We start from the raw sequence: 23,882 nt of genomic DNA on the forward strand, positions 1-23,882 counted from the left end.
ACGGTGCGATGGATACTGTCCATGGCGTCGGCGGCACTCTAACACACCGGCGGTTGCGGGCAAGTGGACAGCGGGCGGTTGGAGGCTGCCGTGTGGCGAGCGGGATGGTTCAGTGTGCGGGGACGGTGGCGGGTGTGTCCCGGCCCGATACCCGGGCACAGTCCCTGAGCACCAGCGCCTCCGTGCGGGCCGACGGGCCGGGGAGGTCCAGTTCATCCAAGGCTACATGGGCCACGGACTCGATGGTGGCGGCGGGTCGAGGGTCCGGCTCCTGGGTGCGCAGGTGCAGACCTTCGACCGAGAGCTGACGGATGCGGCGCGCGTAGAGTCCCCAGGCGGGCAAGGGTCGAACGTCCACGCCGGGCTGGGAGACGGTTTCCGGGGTCGGGCTGTTTGGGTCTTTTCCGGTGAATTCCAGGCGGACGTTTCGCAGGACGACGGTGTCGAGAGGGTCAGGCGCCCAGGATTCGAGCGAGAGAGGGGCGCGGTAGATGCCGGAGGCGTCGAGTGACTGGATCACGATGCGGCCTGCGCGGTTGCCGGGCCGGGTCCAGAGGGCCACGGGGGCGGCGACGTTTCGCATGGTGTTTTGGACGATCCAGACCTGGTCAAGGATCCCTTCCGTGGGGTCCCAGGCTCCGGGTTGCAGGAGGATTCCGGCCAACATGTTGTTGCGGCGGCGCTCGCGCGAGGTCAAATGAGGACGGCGCCCGGGGCCGAAGAAGTGGCAGTTGCGAATGGTCAGGTCACGGGCCGGGCCGATGAGGCGGATGCCGTTGCAGGATGAGTTGATGGAGCAGCCGGTGATGAGGGTTTGTTCCCAGTAGCGACCGGCGATGGCGTCGTCGCCGGTTTCGAACTCGCAATCGCGGATTTCGACCCGGCGGCAGGGTGAGCCGGGCGTGCCGCGCCAGTGAACGCCGTCCCAACCGCCCACGAACCGGACCCGGCGCAGGGTCACGTCGTCCGAGGCCATGAAGAAGAGCCCGTAGTTGCCCGCGTCTGTGATGGTGAGGTCTTCGAGGGTAAGCCCACGCACATGCATGAACACGAGGGCATGCGGCCCGCGCATGTGTTCTTCTCCCTCCGGGTCGGAGACGCGGTTGCCGTCGATGACGCCGGGTCCCCGGATGGTGACGTTTTCGATGTTCTCGCCGATGAGCAGGCCGCGATGCCAGCGACCCCAGCGGGCTTCAGGGCTGTCGGGTGGCGGGGCGGGGTGGAGGTAGGCATCGAGGTTGGTGGTGCCGACGAGGCGTGCGCCGGGTTCGAGGACGAGCGTGATGTGGCTGCGGAGCTGCAGGGTGCCGGTGAGATAGCGGCCGGGCGGGATGCGGACCACGCCGCCGCCGGCGGCGGCTGCCGAGTCGAGGGCTTTCTGGATGGCCGCGGTGTCCGGAGTCTGGCCGTCTCCGCGGGCGCCGAACTCCCGGACGTTCCATTCGCTTCGTGGCATGGCCGTGGAGGCGGCGAGCGTGTACAGCAGCGGGAGCCAGTGGAGGGGTCGCGGGGAGGGGTGGATGGGGGCGCGGGAGGGGAGGGTCATGCGGGCGCTTAAGAGATCGGGTTTGTGCGTGGCGAAAGTTGTCATGGGGGGAGTTTGGTTTGCAGGGGCGGGCCAGGCAAGGGTCGAGACCCGGAGGCGACTTTTGTGTGTGCCGGAGGGCCTCGGGGTGGGGTCAGTTCCTTCTTGCTATGGGAGGGAGCTTGGGGCCAAATGCACCGGCTGATTGCGGCGTATTATGGATTTGGCCGACATCCTGACCAAGGATCAGATCGTCACGGACCTCAGGGCGAGCAACCGCTGGGAGGCGATTGACGAGCTGATCGACGTTTTGGTGGCCACGGGGAAGATCCGGCCCGAGGACCGTGAGGCGGTGGCGTCGGTCGTGCGCAAGCGCGAGACCTCCATGAGCACCGGCATCGGGTTTGGCATCGCGATTCCCCATGCCTCGACGGATGTGATTCAGGACGTAGTAGGGGCGCTGGGCCGGTCCAGGAAGGGGGTGGATTTTGAGGCGTTGGACAACCAGCCGGTGAAGCTGGTGATGTTGTTTCTGGTGCCGCAAGGGCAGTTCCAGAAGCATCTGCACACGCTGGCCAACATTGCCAAGCTGCTGCACAAGGCCGAGTTCCGGAAGGCGCTGGAGGAGGCGCCGGATGCCGAGACGATGATGGCGATCATCCGGCAGCATTGCGGGAAGAAGTGACGGTGCCTGCGCGGGCGGGCCCGGGGCAGGCACGGGATCGGGCCGGCGGCCTGGTTGGGTTCTTCAGGTTGGGAACGGGATTTCATGTTGCTGCCTGCAGAGATCATTCAAGAACGTTTGCGCGCGGCGGTGGCGGAGGTCTGTCCCGAGGCTGACCTGACCACCGTGCAGGTGCGTCCGTGTCCGGACCCGAAGTTCGGGGATTATCAGGCTGTGGCTTTGATGAGCCTGGCGAAGGCCCGGCGGATCCAACCCCGCCAGCTGGCGGCCGAGGTGTTGGGGCGGCTGGATGTGAGGGATCTGTGCGAATCGGTGGAGGTGGCGGGGCCGGGTTTTGTGAACTTCCGGTTGCGGCCGGAGGCGGTGGCGGCTGCGCTGGCCGCGGCGGCTCATGAGCCGGTGCCGTTCGTGACCCGGGCGGCGGTGCCGCGCACGATCGTGGTGGATTTCAGTTCCCCCAACGTGGCCAAGCCGATGCATGTGGGGCACATCCGGTCCACGATCCTCGGAGACAGCCTGGCCCGGACGCTCCGCCGGTTGGGGCACCACGTGATCACCGACAATCACCTCGGCGACTGGGGCACGCAGTTCGGCATGTTGCTGCTGGGTTGGAAGCGGTTTCTGGATCGCGATGCCCTGGCCCGCGACGCCATCGGAGAGATGGAGCGGCTTTACAAGACGGTTCATGCAGCCTGCCAGGAGGATGCTGCCCTGATGGAGGCGGCGCGGCGGGAACTGGTGGCCCTGCAGCGCGGGGACGAGGAGAACCTGGCGATCTGGCGGGAGATGACCGCGCGTTCGCGGGCGGAATTCGACCGTATTTACGAACGGTTGGGCGTGAGGTTCGACCACACGCTGGGCGAGAGTTTCTATCATCCGCGGCTGCAATCGGTGGTGGACGAGTTTGTCCGGTTGGGACTGGCCCGGGAGAGCGAGGGGGCGAAGGTGGTGTTCTTTGACGACGTACCCGAGCTGAAGGACACGCCGTTGATCATCCAGAAGAGCGACGGTGCCTTCAATTACGCGACCACGGACCTGGCCACGCTGGCGTATCGGGTCGAGACGTGGCACCCGGACGAGATTCTGTATGTGACGGACGGGCGCCAGCAGTTGCATTTCCGCCAGGTTTTTGCCGCTTTTCGAAAGTGGCGGCCCGACGCGGCCCACGTGAAGCTGGTCCACGTCTGGTTCGGTTCCATCCTCGGGGAGGACGGCAAACCGTTCAAAACCCGGTCGGGCGACACGGTGAAGCTGGAGGATCTGCTGGACGAGGCGGAGGAGCGGGCCCTGGAGGTGGTCACGGCCAAGCAGCCGGAGCTGCCCGAGGCGGAGCGGCGCCGGATTGCGCGGGTGGTGGGGATCGGAGCGGTGAAGTACGCAGATCTGCTGTCGAATCGGCAGAGCGACTATGTGTTCAGTTGGGACCGGATGTTGTCATTGAGCGGGAACACGGCGCCCTATCTCCAGTATGCGTATGCGCGGATTGCCAGCATCTTTCGCAAGGGGGGGCTGACGCAGGAGGCGGCTCGTGCCTCGGTGGAGAAGGGGTTGAGCCTCCAGACCCCGGAAGAGCTGGCACTGGGCCGGCATCTGCTGGATTTCGGGCTGGTCCTGCAGGCGGTGGCTGAGGATTACCGGCCGAACTATTTGTGCAACTACCTCTACGAGCTGGCGGGTCGGTTCACACGGTTTTACGAGACCTGTCCGGTGTTGAAGGCGGCCGAGCCGGAACGGAGTCACCGCCTTTACCTGTGCGAGGTGACGGCCCGTGTGCTGCGGCTCGGTTTGGACACTCTGGGGGTGGAGGTCCTCGAGCAGATGTAGCGGCGCGGTCGGGGGCGGCTGCCCGGTGCGAGGGCGGGGGCCGGGTCAATTGGAGAGGGTGTCGCCCTCCCGGCGGGTCCACTGGCGGAGTGCCGTTTCCAGTTGCGGGTCCAATCCCTCCAGTGCCAGCAGGCGGTCGGCCAGCTCGCCGAGGGCCTGTCGGACCTCTGCGAACCGTTCGGCCAACGTGTCGAAAATCTCGGTCAATCCGTAATGGCGGGCGAGGCGATGATCGCGGGCAGCGCGGTAACTGGCGCGGCCCACGGCTTCGTAGTAGTGGAGGCCCGGGGCGCCCTTGCGCTGGACGCGCCGCTCCAGGTAAGAGGCGAACAGGCCGGAGAGGAACAGGGTGTGATTGGCCAGGTGCGTGCGGAGCACGAAGCCGGTCACGTCGTCCACCTCCCGGAGGGCGGCCAGGATTTCGTACAGGTAATCCACGCCGAGGTCGCGATCAGGCAGGGGTCTGCGCCACCGTTCGATCCGGGCGAACTCGGCCAGCATTTCGGCCAGGTAATCCGCCAGGGACCGGTCGTCCAGGCCACCCTGGAGCAGTACGTGCCGGACCAGGACGTAGAAGTAGAGCCGGGTGGAGACGGGCAAACAGGTGCGGGCTTCCAAGAGGGTCCGGACCAGTGCCGGGTGGTCGAGCACCAGGTCCCGGGTTTCCTCTTCCGTCAAGAGGCGATCCAGGTTTTGACGTTGCTTCTCCTCGGTGGCGAGGACGGAGCGGACCAGCTCCAGATCCTCGGCCGTCAACCGTGCCCGACAGCATGGTTGCACCACATGCATAAGCCTGTTGGCCAGCGACTGGTGACCGGGTGATCCCACCCGGTCTGTCCGAGTCAACCTACTCGGCTTCTTTTCGTCTGCAAAGGAGCAGGACCGATGCCAGGCATGAGGAAAGGTTTACACTGCTGGGGGGGAAACCGGCGTTCGGGGCTGCTGCGTGGCTGGCTGGAGGGGGTGGATCGGCCGGGGCGGCCGTCGGGGTGCGGAGCGCGGCCGGACGGGCCGGGCCTGGGCGGATCCCGGAGGCGCCTCTGGACGGGCAGTTGCGGCGCGGGGCGCGGAGTTCAGCGATTGAAGAACTTCTGGATGGCGCGGATGACTTCGACGAACCGATCGACTTCCTCGAAGGTGTTGTAGAAGTAGAAGCTGGCGCGGGCGGTGGATTCGACGCCCAGTTTGCGCATGAGCGGTTGGGTGCAATGGTGCCCACCCCGCAGGGCAATTCCTTCCCGGTCGGCCAGCGTGACCACATCGTGGGCATGGACGTCGTGCAGGAGGAAACTGACGAGGCCGGCCCGGCCGCGTTTGGGACCGAACAGGCGGATGCCGGGGATGGTGGCCAGCTGATCGTAGGCGTACTGGGCCAGTTCCTGGTCGTGCTGCCAGATGCGGGCCCGGCCCACGGCGTCGAGGTAGTCCAATGCCGCGTGGAGCGCGATGGGGCCGGATATGTCGGGTGTGCCGGCCTCGAATCGGTGGGGTGGGGCCTTGAAGGTGGTGTGTTGAAAATCGACCGAAAGGATCATTTCGCCACCGCCCTGCCACGGGGGCATTTGTTGGAGCAGTTCGTGTCGGCCGTACAGGACGCCCACCCCGGTGGGGCCGCAGGTCTTGTGACCGGAGAAGACGAAGAAGTCGCAGCCCAGTGCCTGGACGTCCACGGGCATGTGCCCCGCGCTTTGGGCGCCGTCCACCAGGGTGACGATCCCCTTGGAGCGTGCTCGCGCGCACCATTCCGCCACGGGATTCACCACACCGATCGAATTGGAGACGTGCACCATGGCGAAGAGTTTCACCGGCGGTGCCAGCAGCTCCTCCAGGCGGCGCGCATCCACGGTGCCTTCGTCCCCGGTAACGGGCACGAATGCCAGTCTGGCGCCGACCCGGCGGGCCAGCAACTGCCAGGGCACCAGGTTGCTGTGATGTTCCAGCTCGGTCAGCAGGATGACATCGCCGGGGCCGAGGTTTTGCAGGCCCCAGGTCTGGGCCACGAGATTGATCCCTTCGGTGGTGCCCCGGGTGAAAACGATTTCCTCGGCGTTGCGCGCGTTGAGGAAGCGTGCGACGCGTTCGCGTGCGCCTTCGTAGGCCCGGGTGGCCCGGTTGCTGAGTTCGTGGATGCCGCGGTGGACGTTGGCGTTGTCCCGTTCGTAATAGCGGCGCAGGGTCTCGATCACCACGCGCGGCTTCTGACTGGTGGCGGCGTTGTCGAAATAGATCAACGGCTTGCCGTGCACCGTCTGGTGCAGGATGGGGAAATCGTCCCGCAACCGCTGCCAGTCCGGCGGAGCGGACGCACCCGCGCCCGGCAGCTCCGCCCTCTCCCGGCCCGTGACCGCCGCGTCCGTTGCCGTTTCCATGCCCATGGTCCGTAACGGTGGTCGTGCCTTCACATGAGGCCCAACTGGAGCTTGGCGGCCTCGGACAGCATGGACTGGTTCCACGGCGGGTCCCAGACCACCTCGACGTTGGCTTCCTCCACGGCCTCGATGGAGAGGATCTTGTTCTGGGCGTCCTGGGCGATCATGGGGCCCATTCCGCAGCCGGGGGCTGTGAGGGTCATCTTCACGTCCACGCGGTAGGCGTTTTCCTTGCCTTCGATGGGCGTCACCACGCAGTCGTAAATCAGCCCGAGGTCCACGATGTTGACCGGGATTTCCGGGTCGTAACAGGTCTTCAGCACCTCCCAGACCTGCTTTTCGACCTCTTCCCTGGTCATGGGTTTGCCGGTGGTGACGACCTGGGTTTGGACCGGCAGGCCCAGTGCGTCGGCGTCCTTGCCTTCGATGCGGAACATGTTGCCGTTCACGACCACGGTGTAACTGCCGCCCAGCGACTGGGTGATGTAGGCCTGCTCGCCCTTCATGAGGGTGACCTTGGTGCCCACGGGCACCAGGGTGGCTTCCACGTCACGCGTCAGTTGAACCGGATTGCTGCCGCTCATACGGGCGAAGTATAGCCGAAAATCCGCCGAAGTCTTGTCGGAAACCGTCCGAACCGGTCGGCAAAGATCCCTCTGCCGCCCGGTGGACCCGTGCGGGAGGAGCGTCGCCCCGGGCCCATTCGGCGAGGGTTGACCACCGTCCGGCGTTGGAACAATCTTGGTGCAGCGAAAACCAATTCACGCAAAGCCTTCTCCGGACCTCTCCGACAACTTTTGGCGTGGTAAGAGGCCGGGCTCCGGAGGGGTGGGGTCGGCCCGGGAAGAGTGACCATGATTGCCACGTTAGCGACGCCCAAACGGAAGCGGATCCAGGATGTGCTGGCGCGGGTGGGTGCGGACAAGCGCTACAAGATCCTGGATGCGCACATGAAGAAGCACCAGCACCGCCAGGACGCGCTGATCGAGATCCTGCACAAGGGCCAGGAGCTGTTCGGGTATCTGGACGATGATCTCCTGCTGTACGTGGCGCATCGCCTCCGGCTGCCGCCGAGCCGGGTATACGGCGTGGCCACGTTCTATCACTTTTTCCAGCTCAAACCGGCGGGCAAACACACCTGCGTGGTCTGCATGGGGACGGCCTGTTACGTCAAGGGCGCGGACAAGATTCTGGCGGCTTTGGAACGGGAACTCGGCATCCGGGCCGGCCAGACGACGCCGGACGGGCAGGTGTCGGTCCTGACGGCCCGGTGCATCGGGGCCTGTGGGATCGCGCCTGCCGTCGTGTACGACGGTCAGGTGGCCCCGCGTCAGACGCCGGAGAGTGTGCTTGCCACCCTGCAACCTTGGTTGAACCATGGATCTGACCCAACTTCTGGCCATTAAGGAGAAGGAACTGGCCGCGCGGAAACCGTACACGCTGCGCTGTTGCACGGCCGCGGGGTGCCTCTCGGCGGGCAGCGACCAGGTCAAGAAACAGCTCGAACAGGCGGTGAACGAGCTGGGGTTGTCGGACCAGGTCGAGGTGCGCGGTGTGGGCTGTCTGCGGCTTTGCTGCCAGGGGCCGCTGGTGCACGTGGATCCCGCCAACGAGCTGTACCAGAGGATCACGCCGGAGAATGCGCGCCAGTTGTTGGAACGGATCCGGGGCGGCCGGCCGGCGCTGGAGCAGGCGGATCTGCAGCATCCTTTTTTCACCAAACAACTGCCCATTGTCCTGGCCAACAGCGGGGTGGTGGATCCGGAACGCATCGAGTCGTACATCGCGGCCGACGGTTACCGGGCGTTGCACGACGCGGTGATCGAGATGGAACCGCGCGAGGTGATCGAGGCCATCACGGCCAGCGGCCTGAGGGGCCGGGGCGGCGCCGGTTTCCCCACCGGCCTGAAATGGAGCACGGTGGCCAAGTCACCCGGTCCGAAGAAGTACGTGGTTTGCAACGCGGATGAGGGTGATCCGGGTGCGTTCATGGACCGCAGCGTGCTGGAGAGCGATCCGCACAGCGTGCTGGAGGGCATGGCCATCGCGGCTTATGCGGTGGGGGCCGAGCAGGGGTTCATCTACGTGCGGGCTGAATACCCGTTGGCGATCCGACGGCTGCGCCTGGCGATCGAGCAGGCGCGGCGGCTGGGGATCCTGGGCAGCGGGATCTTCGGCTCGCCGCTGAACTTCAACGTGGAGCTGCGCATCGGCGCGGGCGCGTTTGTCTGCGGCGAAGAGACGGCGCTGATGGCGTCCATCGAAGGCCGGCGGGGCACGCCCCGGCCGCGGCCGCCCTTCCCCGCCGAAAGCGGGTTGTGGGGGTGTCCGACCCTGATCAACAACGTGGAGACCTTTGCCAACGTGCCGGCCATCATCCGCAACGGCGCCGAATGGTTTGCCGGCATCGGCACGGAAAAGAGCAAGGGGACCAAGGTCTTTGCCCTGGCGGGAAAGGTGAAGAACACCGGCCTGATCGAGGTTCCCATGGGCACGACCCTTCGCACGATTGTGGAGGAAATGGGCGGCGGCGCCCCCGGAGGTGTGAAGATCAAGGCGGTGCAGACGGGTGGGCCCTCCGGTGGTTGCGTGCCGGCCGAGCTGATGGACGTGGAGGTGGATTACGAATCGTTGACGCGGCTGGGATCCATCATGGGCTCGGGCGGCATGATCGTCATGGACGAGACCACCGACATGGTGGACGTGGCGCGTTTTTTCATGGAGTTCTGCAAGGACGAATCGTGCGGGAAGTGCATCCCCTGCCGCGCCGGCACGGTGCAGATGCACGGCCTGCTGACGCGGATTCTGGAGGGCAGGGCCACGGCCCGGGATCTGGCCGTGCTGGAGGAATTGTGCGACATGGTCAAGCACACCAGCTTGTGCGGGCTGGGTCAGACCGCGCCCAATCCCGTGCTCAGCACGCTCCGGTTTTTCCGGCACGAGTACGAGCGCCGGCTCAAACCGGAGCAGCCGCTGCACCCGGCCGCCGCGGTCCGTTGCTGAGGAGAAAGGAGGTTTTAGGCGATGCCTGCAGTCACTCTGACGATTGATGGCAAACCGGTGAGCGCGCCCGCGGGCGCCACCGTGCTGGAGGCGGCCCAGGACGCCGGGATCCGCATCCCCACGTTGTGTCATCTGGAGGGTGTGTACGACGTGGGCGCCTGCCGGCTCTGCCTGGTGGAGGTGGCCGGATCGAACAAGCTGCTGCCGGCCTGCACCACCAGGGTGGCGGAGGGCATGGAGGTGTGGAGCGACACCGAGCGACTGCGCAAGTACCGGCGGATGACGCTGGAGCTGTTGTTTGCGGAGCGCAATCACGTCTGCGCGGTCTGTGTGTCGAACGGCAACTGCGAATTGCAGGCGCTGGCCTACGAGGCCGGCATGGACCACGTGCGTTTCGCCTATCAGCATCCGCAGCTGGAGGTGGACCAGAGCCATCCGTTGTTCGGCATGGACCACAACCGGTGCATCCTCTGCACGCGGTGCGTGCGGGTGTGCTGGCACATCGAGGGGGCGGGCACCAAGAACGTGGCCGGTCGGGGCGCCGATTGTCGGATCATCACCGATCTGAACCAGCCCTGGGGCGAGTCGGATTCCTGCACCAACTGCGGCAAGTGCGTCATGGCCTGTCCCACCGGCGCCCTGTACTACAAGGGTGTCGCGACCGGCGAGATGCGGCATGACCGGCACAAACTCGAGTTCATTGTGACGGCGCGGGAGGAGAAACAATGGATCGCCTAAAACTGGCCACTGTCTGGCTGGGCGGCTGTTCCGGCTGCCACATGTCCTTTCTCGACCTGGACGAGTTCCTGCTGGAACTGGCCCGGCGGGTCGAAGTGGTCTACAGCCCGCTGGTGGATCACAAGGAGTATCCGGAGGGCGTGGACGTGTGCCTGATCGAGGGGGCCGTGTGCAACACGGATCACCTGGAACTGCTGGCCCGGATCCGCCGCTGCACGAAGGTGCTGGTGAGCTTCGGGGATTGCGCCGTGACCGGCAACGTCACCGCCATCCGCAATCAGCTCGGCCCGCGCAATGCCGAGCTGGTGCTGCAGCGGGCCTATGTGGAATGCGCGCAGGAAAATCCGGGCATCCCGCGGGAGGAGGGCATTGTGCCGCCGTTGCTGCCGCGGGTGATGCCCGTGCACGAGGTGGTGCCCGTGGAGCATTACCTGCCCGGGTGCCCGCCTCCGGCCGATCGGATTCGTGCCGTGCTTACGGCGCTGTTGGAGGGGCGGCCGCCGGTGCTGGAGGGGCCGCAACTGAAGTTTGGTTGAATGGAGGAGCTGCGCGACATGTCCGGAAACCGTTCCCGAGCGTTTTACCGGACGGCGCGCCGCGGCGCGCGGCCGCGGCGAGTGCGAGCCTTTTGACGAGACACCATGGCCCAACGCATTGTCATTGATCCGGTCACCCGTATCGAAGGCCACGCCAAGATCAGTCTGCACCTGGACGAGGCCGGCAACGTGGCCGACGCCGAGTTTCACGTGGTCGAGTTTCGCGGGTTTGAAAAGTTCTGCGAAGGCCGGCCGTTCTCCGAGATGCCGGGCCTGACTGCCCGGGTTTGCGGGATCTGTCCGGTGAGTCATCTGCTGGCCTCGGCCAAGGCTGGCGATGCCATCATGGCGGTGGACATCCCGCCGGCGGCGGAGAAACTCCGCCGGCTGATGAACATGGGGCAGATCATCCAGAGTCATGCCCTGAGTTTCTTTCATCTGAGCGCGCCCGATTTCGTGCTGGGCTGGGACAGTCCACCCGAGCAACGGAACGTGTTTGGGTTGATCGCGGCGCAGCCGGATCTGGCACGGGCGGGCATCCGGCTGCGCCAGTTCGGTCAGGAGGTGATCGAACGGCTGGGCGGGCGCAAGATCCATCCCTCCTGGGCGGTGCCCGGCGGCGTGCGCAACGCCCTGACGGCCGAGGGACGCGACCGGTTGCGTGGCTGGATTCCGGAAGCCCGCAGCACCGTGCTCACGGCCATTGATCTGTTCAAGAAAACCCTCAAGACCCACGGGCGCGAGGTTCAGATTTACGGGAATTTTCCCTCGCTGTTCATGAGCCTGGTTGCCGAGGACGGCACGTGGGAACATTATGGCGGCCGTTTGCGGTTTGTGGATGGCAGCGGCAATGTGCTGGCCGATGCGGTGGATCCGCAGCATTACGACGAGGTGATCGGGGAGGCGGTCCAGTCGAGTTCCTACCTCAAATCGCCGTTCTACAAGCCGCTGGGGTTGCCGGAGGGAATGTACCGGGTGGGTCCGCTGGCGCGGTTGAACGTGGCGCACCGGATGGGGACGCCCCTGGCGGATGCGGAACTCCAGTATTTCAAGAAGCTGGGGCGCGGGGCGGTCAATTCCTCGTTCCTCTATCACTATGCGCGGCTGATCGAGATCCTGGCGTGCGTGGAACGGATCGAGCGTTTGCTGGACGATCCGGACCTGTTGAGTGACGAGCTGCGGGCCGACGCCGGCATCAACAGTTTGCGCGGCGTGGGGGTGAGCGAGGCCCCGCGCGGCACCCTTTTCCACGATTACACGGTGGATCGGCACGGTTTGCTGCGCCGGGTCAACCTGATCATCGCCACCGGGCAGAACAACCTGGCCATGAATCGGACGGTGGCCCAGATCGCCCGTCACTACGTGCGGGGCGTGCCCGTGCCGGAGAGCGTGCTGAACCGGATCGAACACGGCATCCGGTGTTACGACCCTTGTCTGAGCTGCTCCACGCATGCAGTGGGGCGCATGCCGATGGTGGTGCGGATCCTCGGTCCGGATGGCCGGCTTCTCCAGGAACTGCGGCGCGACTGAAGCGTTCCGGCGGCCTGAGACCCAGCCGGAGGGACCGGTGCTGATCCTTGGTTACGGCAACACCCTCCGCCGGGACGACGGACTCGGTGTGGCGCTGGCCGAGGCACTGGCCGCCGAAAGTCCGGCCGGCGTGGAGGTGCGCGCCTGTCACCAGCTCACACCCGAGCTGGCCGAACCGGTCAGTCGGGCGGCGGCCGTGGTGTTTGTGGATGCCGCCCTGCCGGGCATCGGGTCCGTGCGACTGCGGCGCCTGCGTCCGAACACCGCCGCCACGGTCGGTTCGCACGATTGCGCGCCCGAGAGCATTCTCGGTCTGGCGGGCGCGCTGTACGGCCGGGTGCCCCCGGCGTGGTTGCTGGAGCTGCCGGGCGAGGATTTCGCTCTGGGCGAGGGACTCTCCGCACGCGGGGTCGAGTCGCTTCAAAAAGGGCTCCACCGACTCCGGCGCTGGCTCGACCGCCGCTGCCGGTCCGCAGCGGGCTGAGGAATACCGCACGCCGTTGAAGCGCCGCTGTGGATGATCTTCATCCCTGCCGGTGTGGTGGGCTGCGCCCCCCGAGTTGCCAACGATGGTCCCCGGTTTTCCTGTTCTCTGCACGTCATGGTGTGATGGGGCAGAAGTGGCGTGCCTCGTGCAGTGGCGGGCTGGACGTACGGGCTTAAGTCTCCCCCGGCCGCGCTTGAACCGGCGCTCCGTGTGAACCCGGGCGCAGTCCGATTCGCGTCGCGATCGGGCAGGCCGTTTGCCGGCGGGGCGACATCGTGGGGGGTGCCATGCGGCTGTCCTGCGGGGGGTTGAACCTTTGCACCCCGTGTGCGTTCCTACTGGTGGCCATGCAAGAAAACGGCCACTGGACGCGCGAGCAATGGGAACGCGCCTGCCGGGGCGACGCGGCCGTTTGGGATCGGTTGTTCCGCCGATACCAGTTGCCGTTGTTCGTGTGGGTGCGGGAGCTGGTCCGGAGCGAAGAGGACGCCCTGGACGTTGTGCAGGAAACCTTCGCGCGGGCCGTCCGGTACGTGGACCGGCTTCGGGATCCCGAAAGGGTTGGGCCGTGGCTCTTTGGCATTGCACGCCAGCGTTGTGCGGACCTGCTGCGCCGCCGGGGCCACCATCCGGAGGGGCCGGACCCTTCGGAGGAGGAGGTTGGATGCGATCTCACCGCTGCGCCCGATCCGGGACCTTCGCCCGATGAATGGCTGATCCGGCGCGAGGACGAAGAGCGGTTTTTCCGGGCGCTGGCGGGTCTGCCGGAGAGTCAGCGGGCGGTGCTGGTGCTTCATTGCCTGGAGGATTTTTCCCTCGAAGACATTGCGCGAATTCTTGAGGTCCCTGTGGGCACGGTGAAAAGCCGGCTCCACCACGCGCGCCGCCGGCTTCGGGCCGAATGCGGGGAGCCAGGATGGGAGGTCGAGAGAAAGGATGAAAAGCGTACGTGAACTTTTGCTGGAACGCCATCGGGACGCCACGCCGCGGCTGGATGCCGTGCGTGCCGGGCTGTTGCTTTCGCTCGATCGGCGGCGTCGGTCGTCGGTGCGGGTCTTCAGCGCCGCGGTTGCCGGCTGGTGGGGGCAGTGGTTCGGCATGCCGCGGAGGCTCCGGCTGGGGCTGGCTGTCACCTGGTTGATGGCCGCGCTGTTGCAGGGCTGGGTGGCGTGGGACAGCCGTCACGGCGTGCTGGCCTCGGCCGTGGCTGGGAAATCATCCGCCCCCGTGGGGGCGGCCCGGGAGCGGGCCGAACTAAGGCGCTTGCTGGAGTTCGACCTTCACGATGTATCGGTCAGCCGATGGGACGCTTCCGGTGACGATGCGGACTGGCAGACCGACCCGGTGAGGCCGTTGTCCGGGCGGGCGCACCGGCACCACGTGGTGTCAAGCCGTTCCCTCCTTGCGTGAGGTGCTGCCGTGAACATGAAACGAGACATGCATATCGGTTCAGCGGCCCCGGCGGGCGATGCCCACGCCGGTACCGGCGGGGCACAATGGACGCGACTGCTGTTGTGGGCGGTTCTCGTTGTCGTTTCCGGTCTCGTGCTGTTTTACGCGGTGGAGAACTATCGCGGATGGCGTGCGTGGAAGGCCGAGGAGGCCCGGCTGCGGCAGTCCGGTGAACCGCTCACCTGGAAGGACCTGCTGTCAGCCGCGCCCCAGCCGGAGGAGAACCTGGCTGCTGCGCCGATTTACGCGCAAATGTTCGATGCCTTGTATGGGGAGCTTGCTGAGCCGGGGGTGAGCAACCGGCTCGATGCCATGCACGCCGTTCAGCGCCGCGTCGTGATTGAGTTGGCACCGCGGGGTTACGGCTCCCGTCTGCCGGACATCAGACCATGGATGCAGGGCAGGCTCGTGGATCTGGAGGCGTGGGCGGCGCATTTCCGGAACCCTGAACAGCCCGACCAGGTGGAACGCCCGTTTCCGGGTGCGCCGGAGGGAAGCCCGGCGGCTGCACAGGTCCTGGCGGCGCTCTCCCTCTATGAGGAGCAGTTTCGCCAGATCGAAGAAGCCGCGCGCCGGCCCCGTGCACGGTTCCCCGTCCGGTACGAGGACAACGCCGATGCGTTGCTGCCTCACCTCTATCTGCTTCGCTCTCACGTGACCGCGCTGGTGTTGCGGGGCGTGAGTTATTTGCGATTGGGCCGCGCGGACGAGGCCTACAGGGACTGGCAGACGGCCCGGCGTCTGGTTGCGGCGCTGGAGGAGGAGCCGATCCTTGTGAGTCAGATGGCACGGGTGGCGGCGCATTTGATGACCGTTCAGATCCCGTGGGAGGCCATGGCACTTCGGGCGTGGGACGTCGCGAAGTGGCAGGCGGTCCGGAAGGAGATGGAGCGGTCGGATTTCATTCTGCCGTTGCATCGGGCCCTGCGAGGGGAACGGGTCCTCGAACTGAGCAGCATCGAACAGGTTCGTCGCAACCGGGGTCTGGTGGCGGGAACTCCCATCTTCGAAGGTTCGGACCCTTCCCTCTTGGTTGAACTGGCACGTTGGGTTCCATCGGGCTGGTACCGGCAGAACATGGTGCGGTTGAGCCGGTTTTATTCCGCGGTGATTGCGTCGGTGCCGGCCGCCGATCCTTTGGTGCCGGACTGGGAGGCTTTGGAGCGGTTGCAAAGGCAGGTGGAACCTCATGGCGTGGCCGGGCCCTACAACTTCGTGGTCCGGATCTGGGCACCGCCGGTTTTCAACATCGTCCGGAGAATCGTTACTGCGCAGGCGGTGGCTCGCGAGTGCTGTACCGCGGCTGTTCTGGAGCAGTACCGCGTCGAGCGGGGGGAATTCCCGGCGGATCTCCAGTCTGTCGCCGGCGGGGCTTCGTGGGCACGCGATCCGTTCGACGGGAAACCCCTGCGCTACAGTCGGACGGGCCCGCAAGCGTTCGTGCTGTACTCCATCGGGCCGGACCGCCGGGACGATGGCGGGCAGAGCGAGGTCGCCAAGGGCAGCCGGTGGCCCGAGGATCTGGTGTGGCGCGTGCCACCTGCCGCGTCCGGTGACAGACCGGCCGGAGCAGGAGGTCGATAAGGCTTCGCAAAGGAGGATGGGAGAAACGGGGTCCCGGGGGAACCCGACGCGGCGCGCGGATCAACCGAGGGCTTCCTCCTCCGCTGCCAGGACGGCTTCACACATGGCCTCGGCATCCGCAGCGGCCAACAGCACCTGGATCATGGCCGTCCGTTGGGCCAGCAGACAGAGCCGTGCCAGCAAGCGCAGGTGTGAGGCGTCGTCGAGGCAACAAAGCAGGAAAAACAAGCGCGTGGGTTCCTGATCCGGGGCACCAAAGTAGATCGGGTGCTCGACCCGGCCCAGAGCGACGAAGGAACGTTCGAATCGCCAGGGTTGTTGCACGCGCGGATGAAGAAAGGCCACCCCGCCGGGTACGGCCGTGGGACAGAGTTCTTCCCGGGCCTCGAGGGTTTGGATCAGCTCGGCGGGGTCGTGAACCCAACCGGTCCGCGCCGCCACGGCCACCATCTCGCGGATGACGGAGGGGCGTGTACGCGCGGCAAGCGCCGGCTCCACCCACTCGGGTCGGATCAGGCCGCGCAGCATGGGCTGTTGCGCGCCCAGGGTGTCGGGCCGCATGGGATGGAAGCGGGACAACTCGCCGGGATCGCCCCGGAGGATGCGTTGCGAGGCCCAGTTTTCGAGGTCGGCCTTGCGGAAGACCACGCGACCGGCCCGGCGCTCGAACGGGATGAGCTGCTTCTTCACGAGCCGTTCGAGTTCCGGCACGGGCACGTGCAGGAGTTCGGCCGCTTCGTGGAGCGACAGGGTGCGATGCGGCATGGCAACGTCCTCCAGTGTCGGGCGCGGCGTCCGATCGGTCAACGCTCAGGAGGCTGCGTGCGGTTCGTGCAACCGGCCCAGCAACCGCAGCAACCCGTCCAGAATGGTGACCGGATGGGGCGGGCACCCGGGGATGTACAGGTCCACTTTCAGAAGTCCGGTGACGCCGTTGTGCTGCTCGGGATGATCCACGAAGGGTCCGCCGCTGATGGCGCAGGCACCGACGGCGATGACCAACTTCGGGTGCGGCACCGCCTCGTAGGTCTTGAGCAGGGCGGCTTTCATGTTTGCGGTGACGGGTCCTGTGATCAGGAGGCCGTCGGCGTGACGGGGCGAGGCCACGAACTGGATGCCAAACCGGCCCAGGTCGAACACCACCGTGTTCAACACGTTGACGTCCGCTTCGCAAGCATTGCAACCGCCGGCACTGACCTGGCGGAGCTTGAGCGACCGCCCGAAAAGGCGGCGCGATTCTTCGTCAAGGGCTTTGGCGAGCTTGAACTCCTTCCCGGTCAGGAAAAGGTCTTCACGGGCTCGCGCGGCCAGGCGGTGTTCCGGGGTGAAGCGGATGGCTTCCCCGGGGCAGGCACGCTCGCATTCGGGGCAGAAGAGGCAGCGGCCGAGGTCCACCCGTGGCTGCCCGTTCTCGAACCGGATTGCATCCGTGGGACAGACCTCGGCACAGAGGCGGCAATCCGGAGGGCATTTTGACGGATCCAGGGTCGGCCGTCCCCGGAACCGGTCCGGCAATGTCGGCGGCGCGTCGGGGTAGCGGATGGTCCGGTGCCCCTGGCGCAGCCGGGCCGCAACGATGTTGAGGATGGGAATCTCAGAGGTCATGGCCGCAGTAGCTGAGATTGAAGCTCTTGTTGCACAGTGGAAAATCCGAAATCTGCTGATCGCGCAGAGCCATGGCCAGGCCGGCCCAGTTGTGGAAGGAGGGGTCCACGATCTTGTAGAGTGCGAATCGGCCGCCTGCATCGGTCATCGCCACGTGGCAGATCTCGCCGCGCCAACCTTCGGTGAGCGATACGACGGCGGCGTGGGGACTCAGCGGGCCTACGTCCGTGCAAAGGGGGCCATCGGGGAGGGCTCGGAGTTGTTCGCGGATGAAGCTGACGCTCCGTTGAATCTCCAACCATCGCACATACGCCCGAGCGAACACGTTGCCGGTCGGGAAGGTCGAGACCGGGATCTGCGCGAACTGATACATGCCGTGCGGAAACTCGTGACGCACGTCGCGCTCGAGGCCGCAGGCCCGCGCCGCCACGCCCACCAGTCCGAGATCCAACGCGGTCTGGCGCGACACCGGCCCGGCGTTTTCGAATCGAGCGCGCACCGACGACGTGTTCCACAACAGCTCGATGGCGTTGGCCGCGTCGGCATAAGCCTGGTCCAGCCGCTGCTGGAATTCCTTCACGCGATCGGCGTCGAGGTCGAAGGCCACGCCGCCCGGCCGCACCAGGCCCCGTCCGAACCGGTTGCCGCAAATCAGCGCGGTGAGGTTCAGGAAATCGCCGCGGATCCGGCCGCAATAACTGGCCGTTGGCAGGAATCCCACGTCGCCCGCCAATGCGCCGAGGTCGCCGGTGTGGTTGGCCAGCCGTTCCAGCTCGAGCGCAATGGCCCGCAGCGCCTGCGCCCGCGCGGGCACCTTGCAGCCGGCCAGCGATTCGATGGCCTGCGCGTAAGCGAGCGTGTGGCCGATGGTGGTGTCGCCGGCCAGCGTCTCCATGCAGGGCACGGTACGCTTGTTCGGCCCGCCGATCAGCGCCCGCTCCACGCCGCGATGCTGAAAGCCCAGCGAAATCTCCAGGTGCAAGACGCGTTCGCCGTGGCATTGAAAGCGGAAATGCCCCGGCTCGATGATGCCTGCGTGCACGGGGCCCACGGCGACCTCGTGCACTTCGTCTCCTTCCACTCGGAAGAAATCGGTGACGCCCGGCTCGATGGGCGCTTGGGGCGGCCGGCTCCAGGCGTCCTTGCCGTCGCGATAAGCGCGGTGGAATCGAATCGGTTTGAGCCAGGGATGTCCCACCGGGAGGACGCCCCATTGCTCGGCAATCTCCCGTTCGAACCAATGGACCTGCGGGCAGTCCGGCGTGAGCGCGGGATACCGATCGCCCACGTCGGCTGCGCACCACGAAAGCAGACCCCGGGCGCCGTCGGCCAGGACGGCATGAAGGCGGATTCCTTCTGCACCGTGCGGCCGGGCGAACAACGCAGCCACCCGCGCACCGCGTTCCACTGCCGCGGTGACCTCCCTGCGGAACGCTTCCAGCGGCAGCACGGGTATCTCGCCCTGTCCGAGCTGCCGCGCATTGGGAAAACAGAGTCTCTTTTGAGCCGTGCTCATGCGCCTCCCCATGCGTGGGCCACCTCCTGCAGCCACAGGCGCAGGCCCTCGGGCAGATGCACGCCCAGCGCCAGCACCAGCAGGAGGAGCACCGCCGGTGGTGCCTGGGCCAGACCGAGGTACTGCAGCCGTTGGACCTCCAACCCTCCCGGGGTCCGGCCCTGCGCCATGCGCAGGAAGGCGGTGGCCATGCCCACAAAAATCAGACCCAGCAAAGCGAGATACAACCCGGCAATCCACCCCTGATGACCGTCCAGGGCCGCCTTGAGAATCAGCAGTTCGCTGTGGAACGATCCGAACGGCGGTGTGCCGGTGACGGCCAGCAAACCGGCCGTCCACAGTGCGCCCGTCCATGGCAACGCATGCGACACGCCGCGCACGTCGTGGATGGACTTGGTTTGATAGACCGTGAGGATGTTGCCCGCCACGAGGAACAGCGCGGCCTTCGTCAGCGAATGGTTGATGGCGTGCCAGGCCGAGCCGAATGCGCCCGCACCGCCCAGGCCGACGCCCAGGGCAAGGATCCCCATGTGCTCGACGCTCGAGTAGGCCAGCAGCCGTTTGTAGTCGGTCTGGCCCAGGATGAACACCGCCGCCACACCCATGGAGAGCAGTCCAAACAGAATCAACAACTCGCGGGCGAATTCCCCCTGCCCCGCTGCCGCGCAGACCTGGTAGGCGCGGAGGATTCCCAGGAAGGCACAATTCAGCACCGCCCCGGACAGCAGGGCGGACACCACCGAAGGGGATTCACTGTGAGCATCCGGCAACCAGGTGTGCATCGGCGCGAGACCCATCTTTGTGCCGTAGCCGATGAGCAACAGAATGAACGCCGCCTTCAGCCAGGGCATCTGCAGCCCGGGCGCGGCCACGAGCAGTGCGTCGAGCGACAGCGGCACGGGTTGGCCGTTCGACCCCGCCCGGGCCGCCGCCATCCCGAGGAAGAAGTTCCCGAGCAAGGCCAGCGCGATGCCGACCGAGCAGACCAACAGATATTTCCAAGTGGCTTCGAGCGAGCGGTGGTGACGATGAAAATAGATCAAGGGCGCGCTGGCCAGCGTGGTCGCCTCCACCGCCACCCACAGCAGCCCCAGCTCCCGGCTCAGGCACACCAATGTCATGGCTCCCAGGAAACACAGCAGGCAGCCCACAAAGACCCTTTCCGGTTCGTTTTGGAACAGGAATCCCTCCTCGAAATCCCGGTGGGTGACGCGGGCTTCGCGTGCCAGGTAGCCGAGGGCGTAAACGGAGGCCGCCAGAAACAGCCCGCTCGTGATGCCCAGGAACAACAGCCCCGGCCCATCCGGGCCGAACCAGCCGGTGCCCCCCACCGACGGCCGCCGGCACCACAGGGAGCCAGTCAGCCCGAGATGGGCGAGCGCCGTGCCGACCAGCAGAGCCCTGCGCAGGCCGGCAGGCCGAAGGGCGAAGGCCAGCAGTCCCGCCAACCAGGGAAGAATCAGCAGTGTCCCGGTGATCATATGTCACACGTCCCGCAGGGTGCTGAGCCGATCCGCATCGAGATGATCGAACTCCCGGCGGATGTGAAACAGCATGATGCCCATGATGAAAACCGCCACGAACAGGTCGAGCAGGACCCCCACCTCCACCAGCAGGGAAGTCCCGGGCATCACGCCCGTGCCGAACACGAACACACCGTTTTCAAGGATGATGAAACCCAGCACCTGGGTCACCGCCCGTCGCCGCGCCACCAGGAGAAACAAGCCCGTCAGGATCGAGAACAATGCCGTTGGGACGAGCAATTCGGCCGTCTCCACAGCCGGAGCCGGCAATCGGGTTCCCAGGAAGAAGGACACCGCCAGGGCCGCCACGCCGGCGAGGCTGGAAGCCACGTAACCGACAAAAGGTTGCATTTCCCTGTCGATCTCCGCCTCGCGCAGGGCGCGGAACAACAACCACGGAAACACGCCGCCCTTCAACACCGCGCTGCCGGCCGCCAGGCTCGCCGCGCGCCAGCCCGGCGCGTGCCCCGGCGCCAGCAACGGCACCAACCCCACCAACACGCCCTGCAACGCCACGATGCGGATCGCCGCGCCCAGCCGGCCCGACGCCAGCACGCGCAGGTTCATGAGAATCACCAGCACCAGGATCAAATCGAGATTCATCGCCCTACCTCATCACCAGAATCAACGCCACCGCCGCCAGCGCGCCCGCGCCCACCAACAGCTGCGGCAGCACCACCAGCCGCAGCCGGGCCATGACCGATTCCACCACGCCCACGAACACCGCCAGGCCGAACAACCCACCCACCGCCACCACCAGGCTCGGGCCCGCGTGCCCGCCGCCCACGGGCAACAGCGTGTTCACCACCAGCGTCCCCAGCACCCAAAACTTCAGCGCCGCGCCGTATTCGATGAACGCCAGGTCCGGCCCGCTGTGATCCAGCACCATCACTTCGTGGATCATCGTCAGCTCGAGGTGCGTGTTGGGATCGTCCACTGGGATGCGCGCGTTCTCGGCCAGCACCACCACGATCCACGCGGCCAGCACCAGCGCCAGCGCCGGGCCGATTTGCAGCCAGTGCGCCACGCGCAGCCCGGCGAACATCTCGCTCAACGACAGGCTGTGCGTCAGCCGCGCGATCACCGCCAGCCCCAGGAGCAACGCCGGCTCGGCCAGCGCCGACACCCACACCTCGCGGCTCGCGCCCATGCCCTCGAACGCCGAGCCAGTGTCCAGCGCGGCCAGCACCGTGACGAACCGCATCAGCCCGAGCAGGTAGACGAACAGGATCAGGTCGCCGGCAAACGCCAGCGGCGCGCGCACGTTGCCCAGCGGCACCAGCAGGGCCGCCGTCAACACCGCCGCCAGTCCGATGATCGGTCCGGCGCGAAACATCCACGACGTCGTGCGGCTGTAGACCGCGCCCTTGCGCAACAGCTTCCAGAGATCGTAATAGGCCTGCAGCAGCGGCGTGCCCTTGCGCCCGGCGAACACCGCCTTGGTGCGATTGATCACGCCCAACAACAGCGGCGACAGCCCCAGCGCCAGGATCGGGGAAAGAATCGAAAGCGGGCTCATCGCAGTTTCCAGATCAGCAGCGCCAGCAATGCCAGCGCGAGGTAAAGGATGTAAAGCTGCACCGTTCCCTGTTGCAGCCGACGCAACCGGCCCAGGCCCGACCGCACCGCGCGGAACAGCGGCGCGTAAAAACCTTCCTGGAAGACATCCTCCGTGTGCGTGGCAAGGCTTCCGTGCTTCGGGAACAACCCTTCCGGGGCGTGCGCGTGTTCGTGCGTGCGCAACAGCGGCGCGAACAAGGACGTCAACGGCCGGGCGAACGACGACGCCGTGTATTGCATCCGCGCCGTGGGCCGCGTGTAACCGCAATCCCACGTGCCGGCTTCGCCCACCTCGCGTCCGGCCAGCAATCGCCGGCGCAGCGCGGTCAACCCGATCGCCAGCGCGATGAGGATCAACGCCACGACGGTCACCGGTTGCAGCCAACCGCCCGCCCGCGTCAACGGCGTCGCCACTTGCTCCGCGTTCAATCCCGTCAACGCGCCAATCGCCGGCGCCACACCGCGCAACACCACCGGCGCACCCAAGCCCACCGCCAGACAAGCCGCGGCCAGCAACACCATCGGCCAGCGCATCGAAGGGCCGCATTCGTGCGCGTGCCCCGCGTGTTCCGTGCGCGGTTCACCGAGGAAGACGATGCCGAACGCCCTGGTGAAACACGCCGTCGCCAGTCCGCCGATCAATGCCAGGCCGCCGATCACCAGCCAGCCGGGGAACGCCGCCTGCGCCGCCGCGTTGCCGCCATGGAACGCGCCCAGGTAAACCAGCAGCTCGCTGACGAACCCATTGAACGGCGGCAGTCCGCAAATCGCCGCCGCGCCGATGACGAACGTCACGCCCGTCCACGGCATTTTTTTGAGCAGCCCGCCGAGGTGCTCGAGATCGCGCGTGCCGGTGGCGTGCAGGACGCTGCCCGCGCCCATGAACAGCAGGCTCTTGAACAACGCGTGGTTCAGCACGTGCAACAGCCCGCCGCCTAACCCGAGCACCATCAGCGCCGGCAGATCGAGGCTGACACCCAGCAGCCCCACGCCCAGCCCGAGCGTGATGATCCCCAGATTCTCCACGCTGCTGTATGCCAGCAGCCGTTTCAGATCGCGCTGCGCCAGTGCGAACAAGACGCCCAGGATGCCCGAGCTGAGCCCCACGCCGACCAGCACCCAACCCCACCACACCGGTGGCGTGCCCAGAAAGGTCAGCGCGCGCAACAGGCCATAGATGCCGGTCTTGATCATCACGCCCGACATCAACGCCGACACGTGACTCGGCGCCGCCGGATGCGCTTCGGGCAGCCACACGTGCAACGGCATGAAGCCGGCCTTCGACCCGAACCCGACCAGCGCCAGCACGAACAACACCCCCGCCAGTTGCGGCGAATGAATCCCCGCCTCCGCCCAGCGCGCGAAATCCATCGTGCCCGTCTCGCGCGCGGTGATCAGGAAGAACGCCAGCAGAAACGCCGCGCCCAGGTGCGTGGCCACCAGATATACCCAGCCCGCTTCGCGCACCGCCTCCTTCTCGTCCTCGAACGTCACCAGGAAAAACGACGCCAGCGCCATCACCTCCCACGCCACGAGGAACAACACCGCGTTTGCCGCCACGACCACCAGGACCATGCTGGCGACCAGCAGATTGAAGAAGAACCACGACGGCCCGAGCGATTTGCCGGTCGGCGTCGAAGCCAGGTATTGCACCCCATAGACCGCTGACAACGCCGACACCAGCACAATCACCAGAACAAACCACGCCGACAACGCATCCAGCCGCAGTGCGAACTCCCCAAACGGCACCGACCACGGCCGCACGAAACTCAGTGCATCGCCGGCGGCCAGCACGCGCAGGGCGGGCAGGGCCGCCAGGGTCGCGGCAATGACCGTTCCCGCCGCTGCAATGTGCGAGCTCAGGGCGCGCCAGCGGGACAACAGCCAGGCGGCCGAGCCCGAGCCCATCCAAAGGAAAAAAGCCAGTAGGAGCCATTCCATGACG

Annotated in this window: 22 protein-coding genes; 11 read left to right on the top strand and 11 right to left on the bottom strand. The window is 66.4% G+C overall.

Going from position 1 to position 23,882, the window contains the following annotated elements:
- Window positions 1–109: 109 nt before the first annotated feature.
- Window positions 110–1,591: a glycoside hydrolase family 28 protein gene (locus ACPDIX_RS02455; RefSeq protein ID WP_423430191.1), complete on the bottom strand. Its 1,482-nt coding sequence runs from the start codon at window positions 1,589–1,591 to the stop codon at window positions 110–112.
- A gap of 151 nt (window positions 1,592–1,742) precedes the next feature.
- On the opposite strand from ACPDIX_RS02455, the gene ACPDIX_RS02460 reads away from it, so the two are divergent.
- Both ACPDIX_RS02460 and argS read left to right on the top strand, forming a co-directional pair.
- Entirely contained in the window at window positions 1,743–2,210 is a 468-nt protein-coding gene (locus ACPDIX_RS02460) for a PTS sugar transporter subunit IIA (RefSeq protein WP_423430192.1), read from the top strand.
- 84 nt (window positions 2,211–2,294) lie between these two features.
- A complete protein-coding gene (gene argS, locus ACPDIX_RS02465; protein ID WP_423430193.1) occupies window positions 2,295–4,034 on the top strand; it encodes an arginine--tRNA ligase in 1,740 nt (579 codons plus the stop codon).
- A 45-nt stretch (window positions 4,035–4,079) separates the two neighbouring features.
- On the opposite strand, the gene ACPDIX_RS02470 is transcribed toward argS, so the two are convergent.
- From ACPDIX_RS02470 to sufT, 3 genes are all read right to left on the bottom strand, one after another.
- Window positions 4,080–4,823 (bottom strand): hypothetical protein, encoded by a 744-nt coding sequence (locus ACPDIX_RS02470; RefSeq protein ID WP_423430194.1) that lies wholly within the window; start codon window positions 4,821–4,823, stop codon window positions 4,080–4,082.
- Between the two features lie 284 nt (window positions 4,824–5,107).
- A complete protein-coding gene (locus ACPDIX_RS02475; RefSeq protein WP_423430195.1) occupies window positions 5,108–6,403 on the bottom strand; it encodes a cysteine desulfurase in 1,296 nt (431 codons plus the stop codon).
- Between the two features lie 29 nt (window positions 6,404–6,432).
- Window positions 6,433–6,987: a putative Fe-S cluster assembly protein SufT gene (sufT, locus tag ACPDIX_RS02480; protein ID WP_423430196.1), complete on the bottom strand. Its 555-nt coding sequence runs from the start codon at window positions 6,985–6,987 to the stop codon at window positions 6,433–6,435.
- 270 nt (window positions 6,988–7,257) lie between these two features.
- Between sufT and hoxE the strand changes: the two genes are divergently transcribed.
- The 9 genes from hoxE to ACPDIX_RS02525 all read left to right on the top strand — a co-directional run bounded on the left by hoxE (window position 7,258) and on the right by ACPDIX_RS02525 (window position 15,733).
- Window positions 7,258–7,809, top strand: coding sequence for a bidirectional hydrogenase complex protein HoxE (hoxE, locus tag ACPDIX_RS02485; protein ID WP_423430197.1), 552 nt, complete (start codon window positions 7,258–7,260; stop codon window positions 7,807–7,809).
- Window positions 7,781–9,406, top strand: a complete 1,626-nt coding sequence (gene nuoF, locus ACPDIX_RS02490; RefSeq protein ID WP_423430198.1) for an NADH-quinone oxidoreductase subunit NuoF — start codon at window positions 7,781–7,783, stop codon at window positions 9,404–9,406. The genes hoxE and nuoF overlap by 29 nt, the downstream gene beginning before the upstream one ends.
- Window positions 9,407–9,427: 21 nt before the next feature.
- Window positions 9,428–10,144 carry a bidirectional hydrogenase complex protein HoxU gene (hoxU, locus tag ACPDIX_RS02495; protein ID WP_423430199.1) on the top strand — a complete coding sequence of 239 codons (717 nt, stop codon included), beginning with the start codon at window positions 9,428–9,430 and terminating at the stop codon, window positions 10,142–10,144.
- On the top strand, window positions 10,132–10,680 hold the full coding sequence (locus ACPDIX_RS02500; RefSeq protein WP_423430200.1) for an oxidoreductase: 549 nt from the start codon (window positions 10,132–10,134) through the stop codon (window positions 10,678–10,680). The genes hoxU and ACPDIX_RS02500 overlap by 13 nt, the downstream gene beginning before the upstream one ends.
- 105 nt (window positions 10,681–10,785) lie before the next feature.
- The gene (locus ACPDIX_RS02505) at window positions 10,786–12,210 is read left to right on the top strand and encodes a Ni/Fe hydrogenase subunit alpha (RefSeq protein WP_423430201.1); all 1,425 of its coding nucleotides are present in this window, start codon (window positions 10,786–10,788) and stop codon (window positions 12,208–12,210) included.
- 37 nt (window positions 12,211–12,247) lie between these two features.
- Window positions 12,248–12,694: a hydrogenase maturation protease gene (locus tag ACPDIX_RS02510; RefSeq protein ID WP_423430202.1), complete on the top strand. Its 447-nt coding sequence runs from the start codon at window positions 12,248–12,250 to the stop codon at window positions 12,692–12,694.
- Window positions 12,695–13,044: 350 nt separating this feature from the next.
- Complete coding sequence (locus tag ACPDIX_RS02515) at window positions 13,045–13,650, top strand: RNA polymerase sigma factor (RefSeq protein ID WP_423430203.1); 606 nt, start codon at window positions 13,045–13,047, stop codon at window positions 13,648–13,650.
- Entirely contained in the window at window positions 13,634–14,107 is a 474-nt protein-coding gene (locus ACPDIX_RS02520; protein WP_423430204.1) for a hypothetical protein, read from the top strand. The genes ACPDIX_RS02515 and ACPDIX_RS02520 overlap by 17 nt, the downstream gene beginning before the upstream one ends.
- Window positions 14,108–14,116: 9 nt before the next feature.
- On the top strand, window positions 14,117–15,733 hold the full coding sequence (locus ACPDIX_RS02525; RefSeq protein ID WP_423430205.1) for a hypothetical protein: 1,617 nt from the start codon (window positions 14,117–14,119) through the stop codon (window positions 15,731–15,733).
- Window positions 15,734–15,793: 60 nt separating this feature from the next.
- On the opposite strand, the gene ACPDIX_RS02530 is transcribed toward ACPDIX_RS02525, so the two are convergent.
- From ACPDIX_RS02530 to ACPDIX_RS02560, 7 genes are read right to left on the bottom strand one after another with little or no spacing between them, the layout of a single operon-like run.
- Entirely contained in the window at window positions 15,794–16,498 is a 705-nt protein-coding gene (locus ACPDIX_RS02530; RefSeq protein ID WP_423430206.1) for a PTS sugar transporter subunit IIA, read from the bottom strand.
- Between the two features lie 45 nt (window positions 16,499–16,543).
- Window positions 16,544–17,320: a 4Fe-4S dicluster domain-containing protein gene (locus ACPDIX_RS02535; protein WP_423430460.1), complete on the bottom strand. Its 777-nt coding sequence runs from the start codon at window positions 17,318–17,320 to the stop codon at window positions 16,544–16,546.
- 7 nt (window positions 17,321–17,327) lie between these two features.
- Window positions 17,328–18,854: a hydrogenase gene (locus ACPDIX_RS02540; RefSeq protein ID WP_423430207.1), complete on the bottom strand. Its 1,527-nt coding sequence runs from the start codon at window positions 18,852–18,854 to the stop codon at window positions 17,328–17,330.
- Window positions 18,851–20,335: a proton-conducting transporter membrane subunit gene (locus tag ACPDIX_RS02545; RefSeq protein ID WP_423430208.1), complete on the bottom strand. Its 1,485-nt coding sequence runs from the start codon at window positions 20,333–20,335 to the stop codon at window positions 18,851–18,853. Before ACPDIX_RS02545 ends, ACPDIX_RS02540 begins: the two co-directional genes overlap by 4 nt.
- Before the next feature lie 3 nt (window positions 20,336–20,338).
- Window positions 20,339–20,980, bottom strand: a complete 642-nt coding sequence (locus ACPDIX_RS02550; RefSeq protein ID WP_423430209.1) for a hydrogenase — start codon at window positions 20,978–20,980, stop codon at window positions 20,339–20,341.
- Window positions 20,981–20,984: 4 nt separating this feature from the next.
- Window positions 20,985–21,896 carry a respiratory chain complex I subunit 1 family protein gene (locus ACPDIX_RS02555; RefSeq protein WP_423430210.1) on the bottom strand — a complete coding sequence of 304 codons (912 nt, stop codon included), beginning with the start codon at window positions 21,894–21,896 and terminating at the stop codon, window positions 20,985–20,987.
- Entirely contained in the window at window positions 21,893–23,878 is a 1,986-nt protein-coding gene (locus ACPDIX_RS02560) for a proton-conducting transporter membrane subunit (RefSeq protein WP_423430211.1), read from the bottom strand. Before ACPDIX_RS02560 ends, ACPDIX_RS02555 begins: the two co-directional genes overlap by 4 nt.
- Window positions 23,879–23,882 lie beyond the last annotated feature (4 nt).

It is taken from the genome of Limisphaera sp. 4302-co (assembly GCF_049537155.1).
GTDB lineage: Bacteria > Verrucomicrobiota > Verrucomicrobiia > Limisphaerales > Limisphaeraceae > Limisphaera.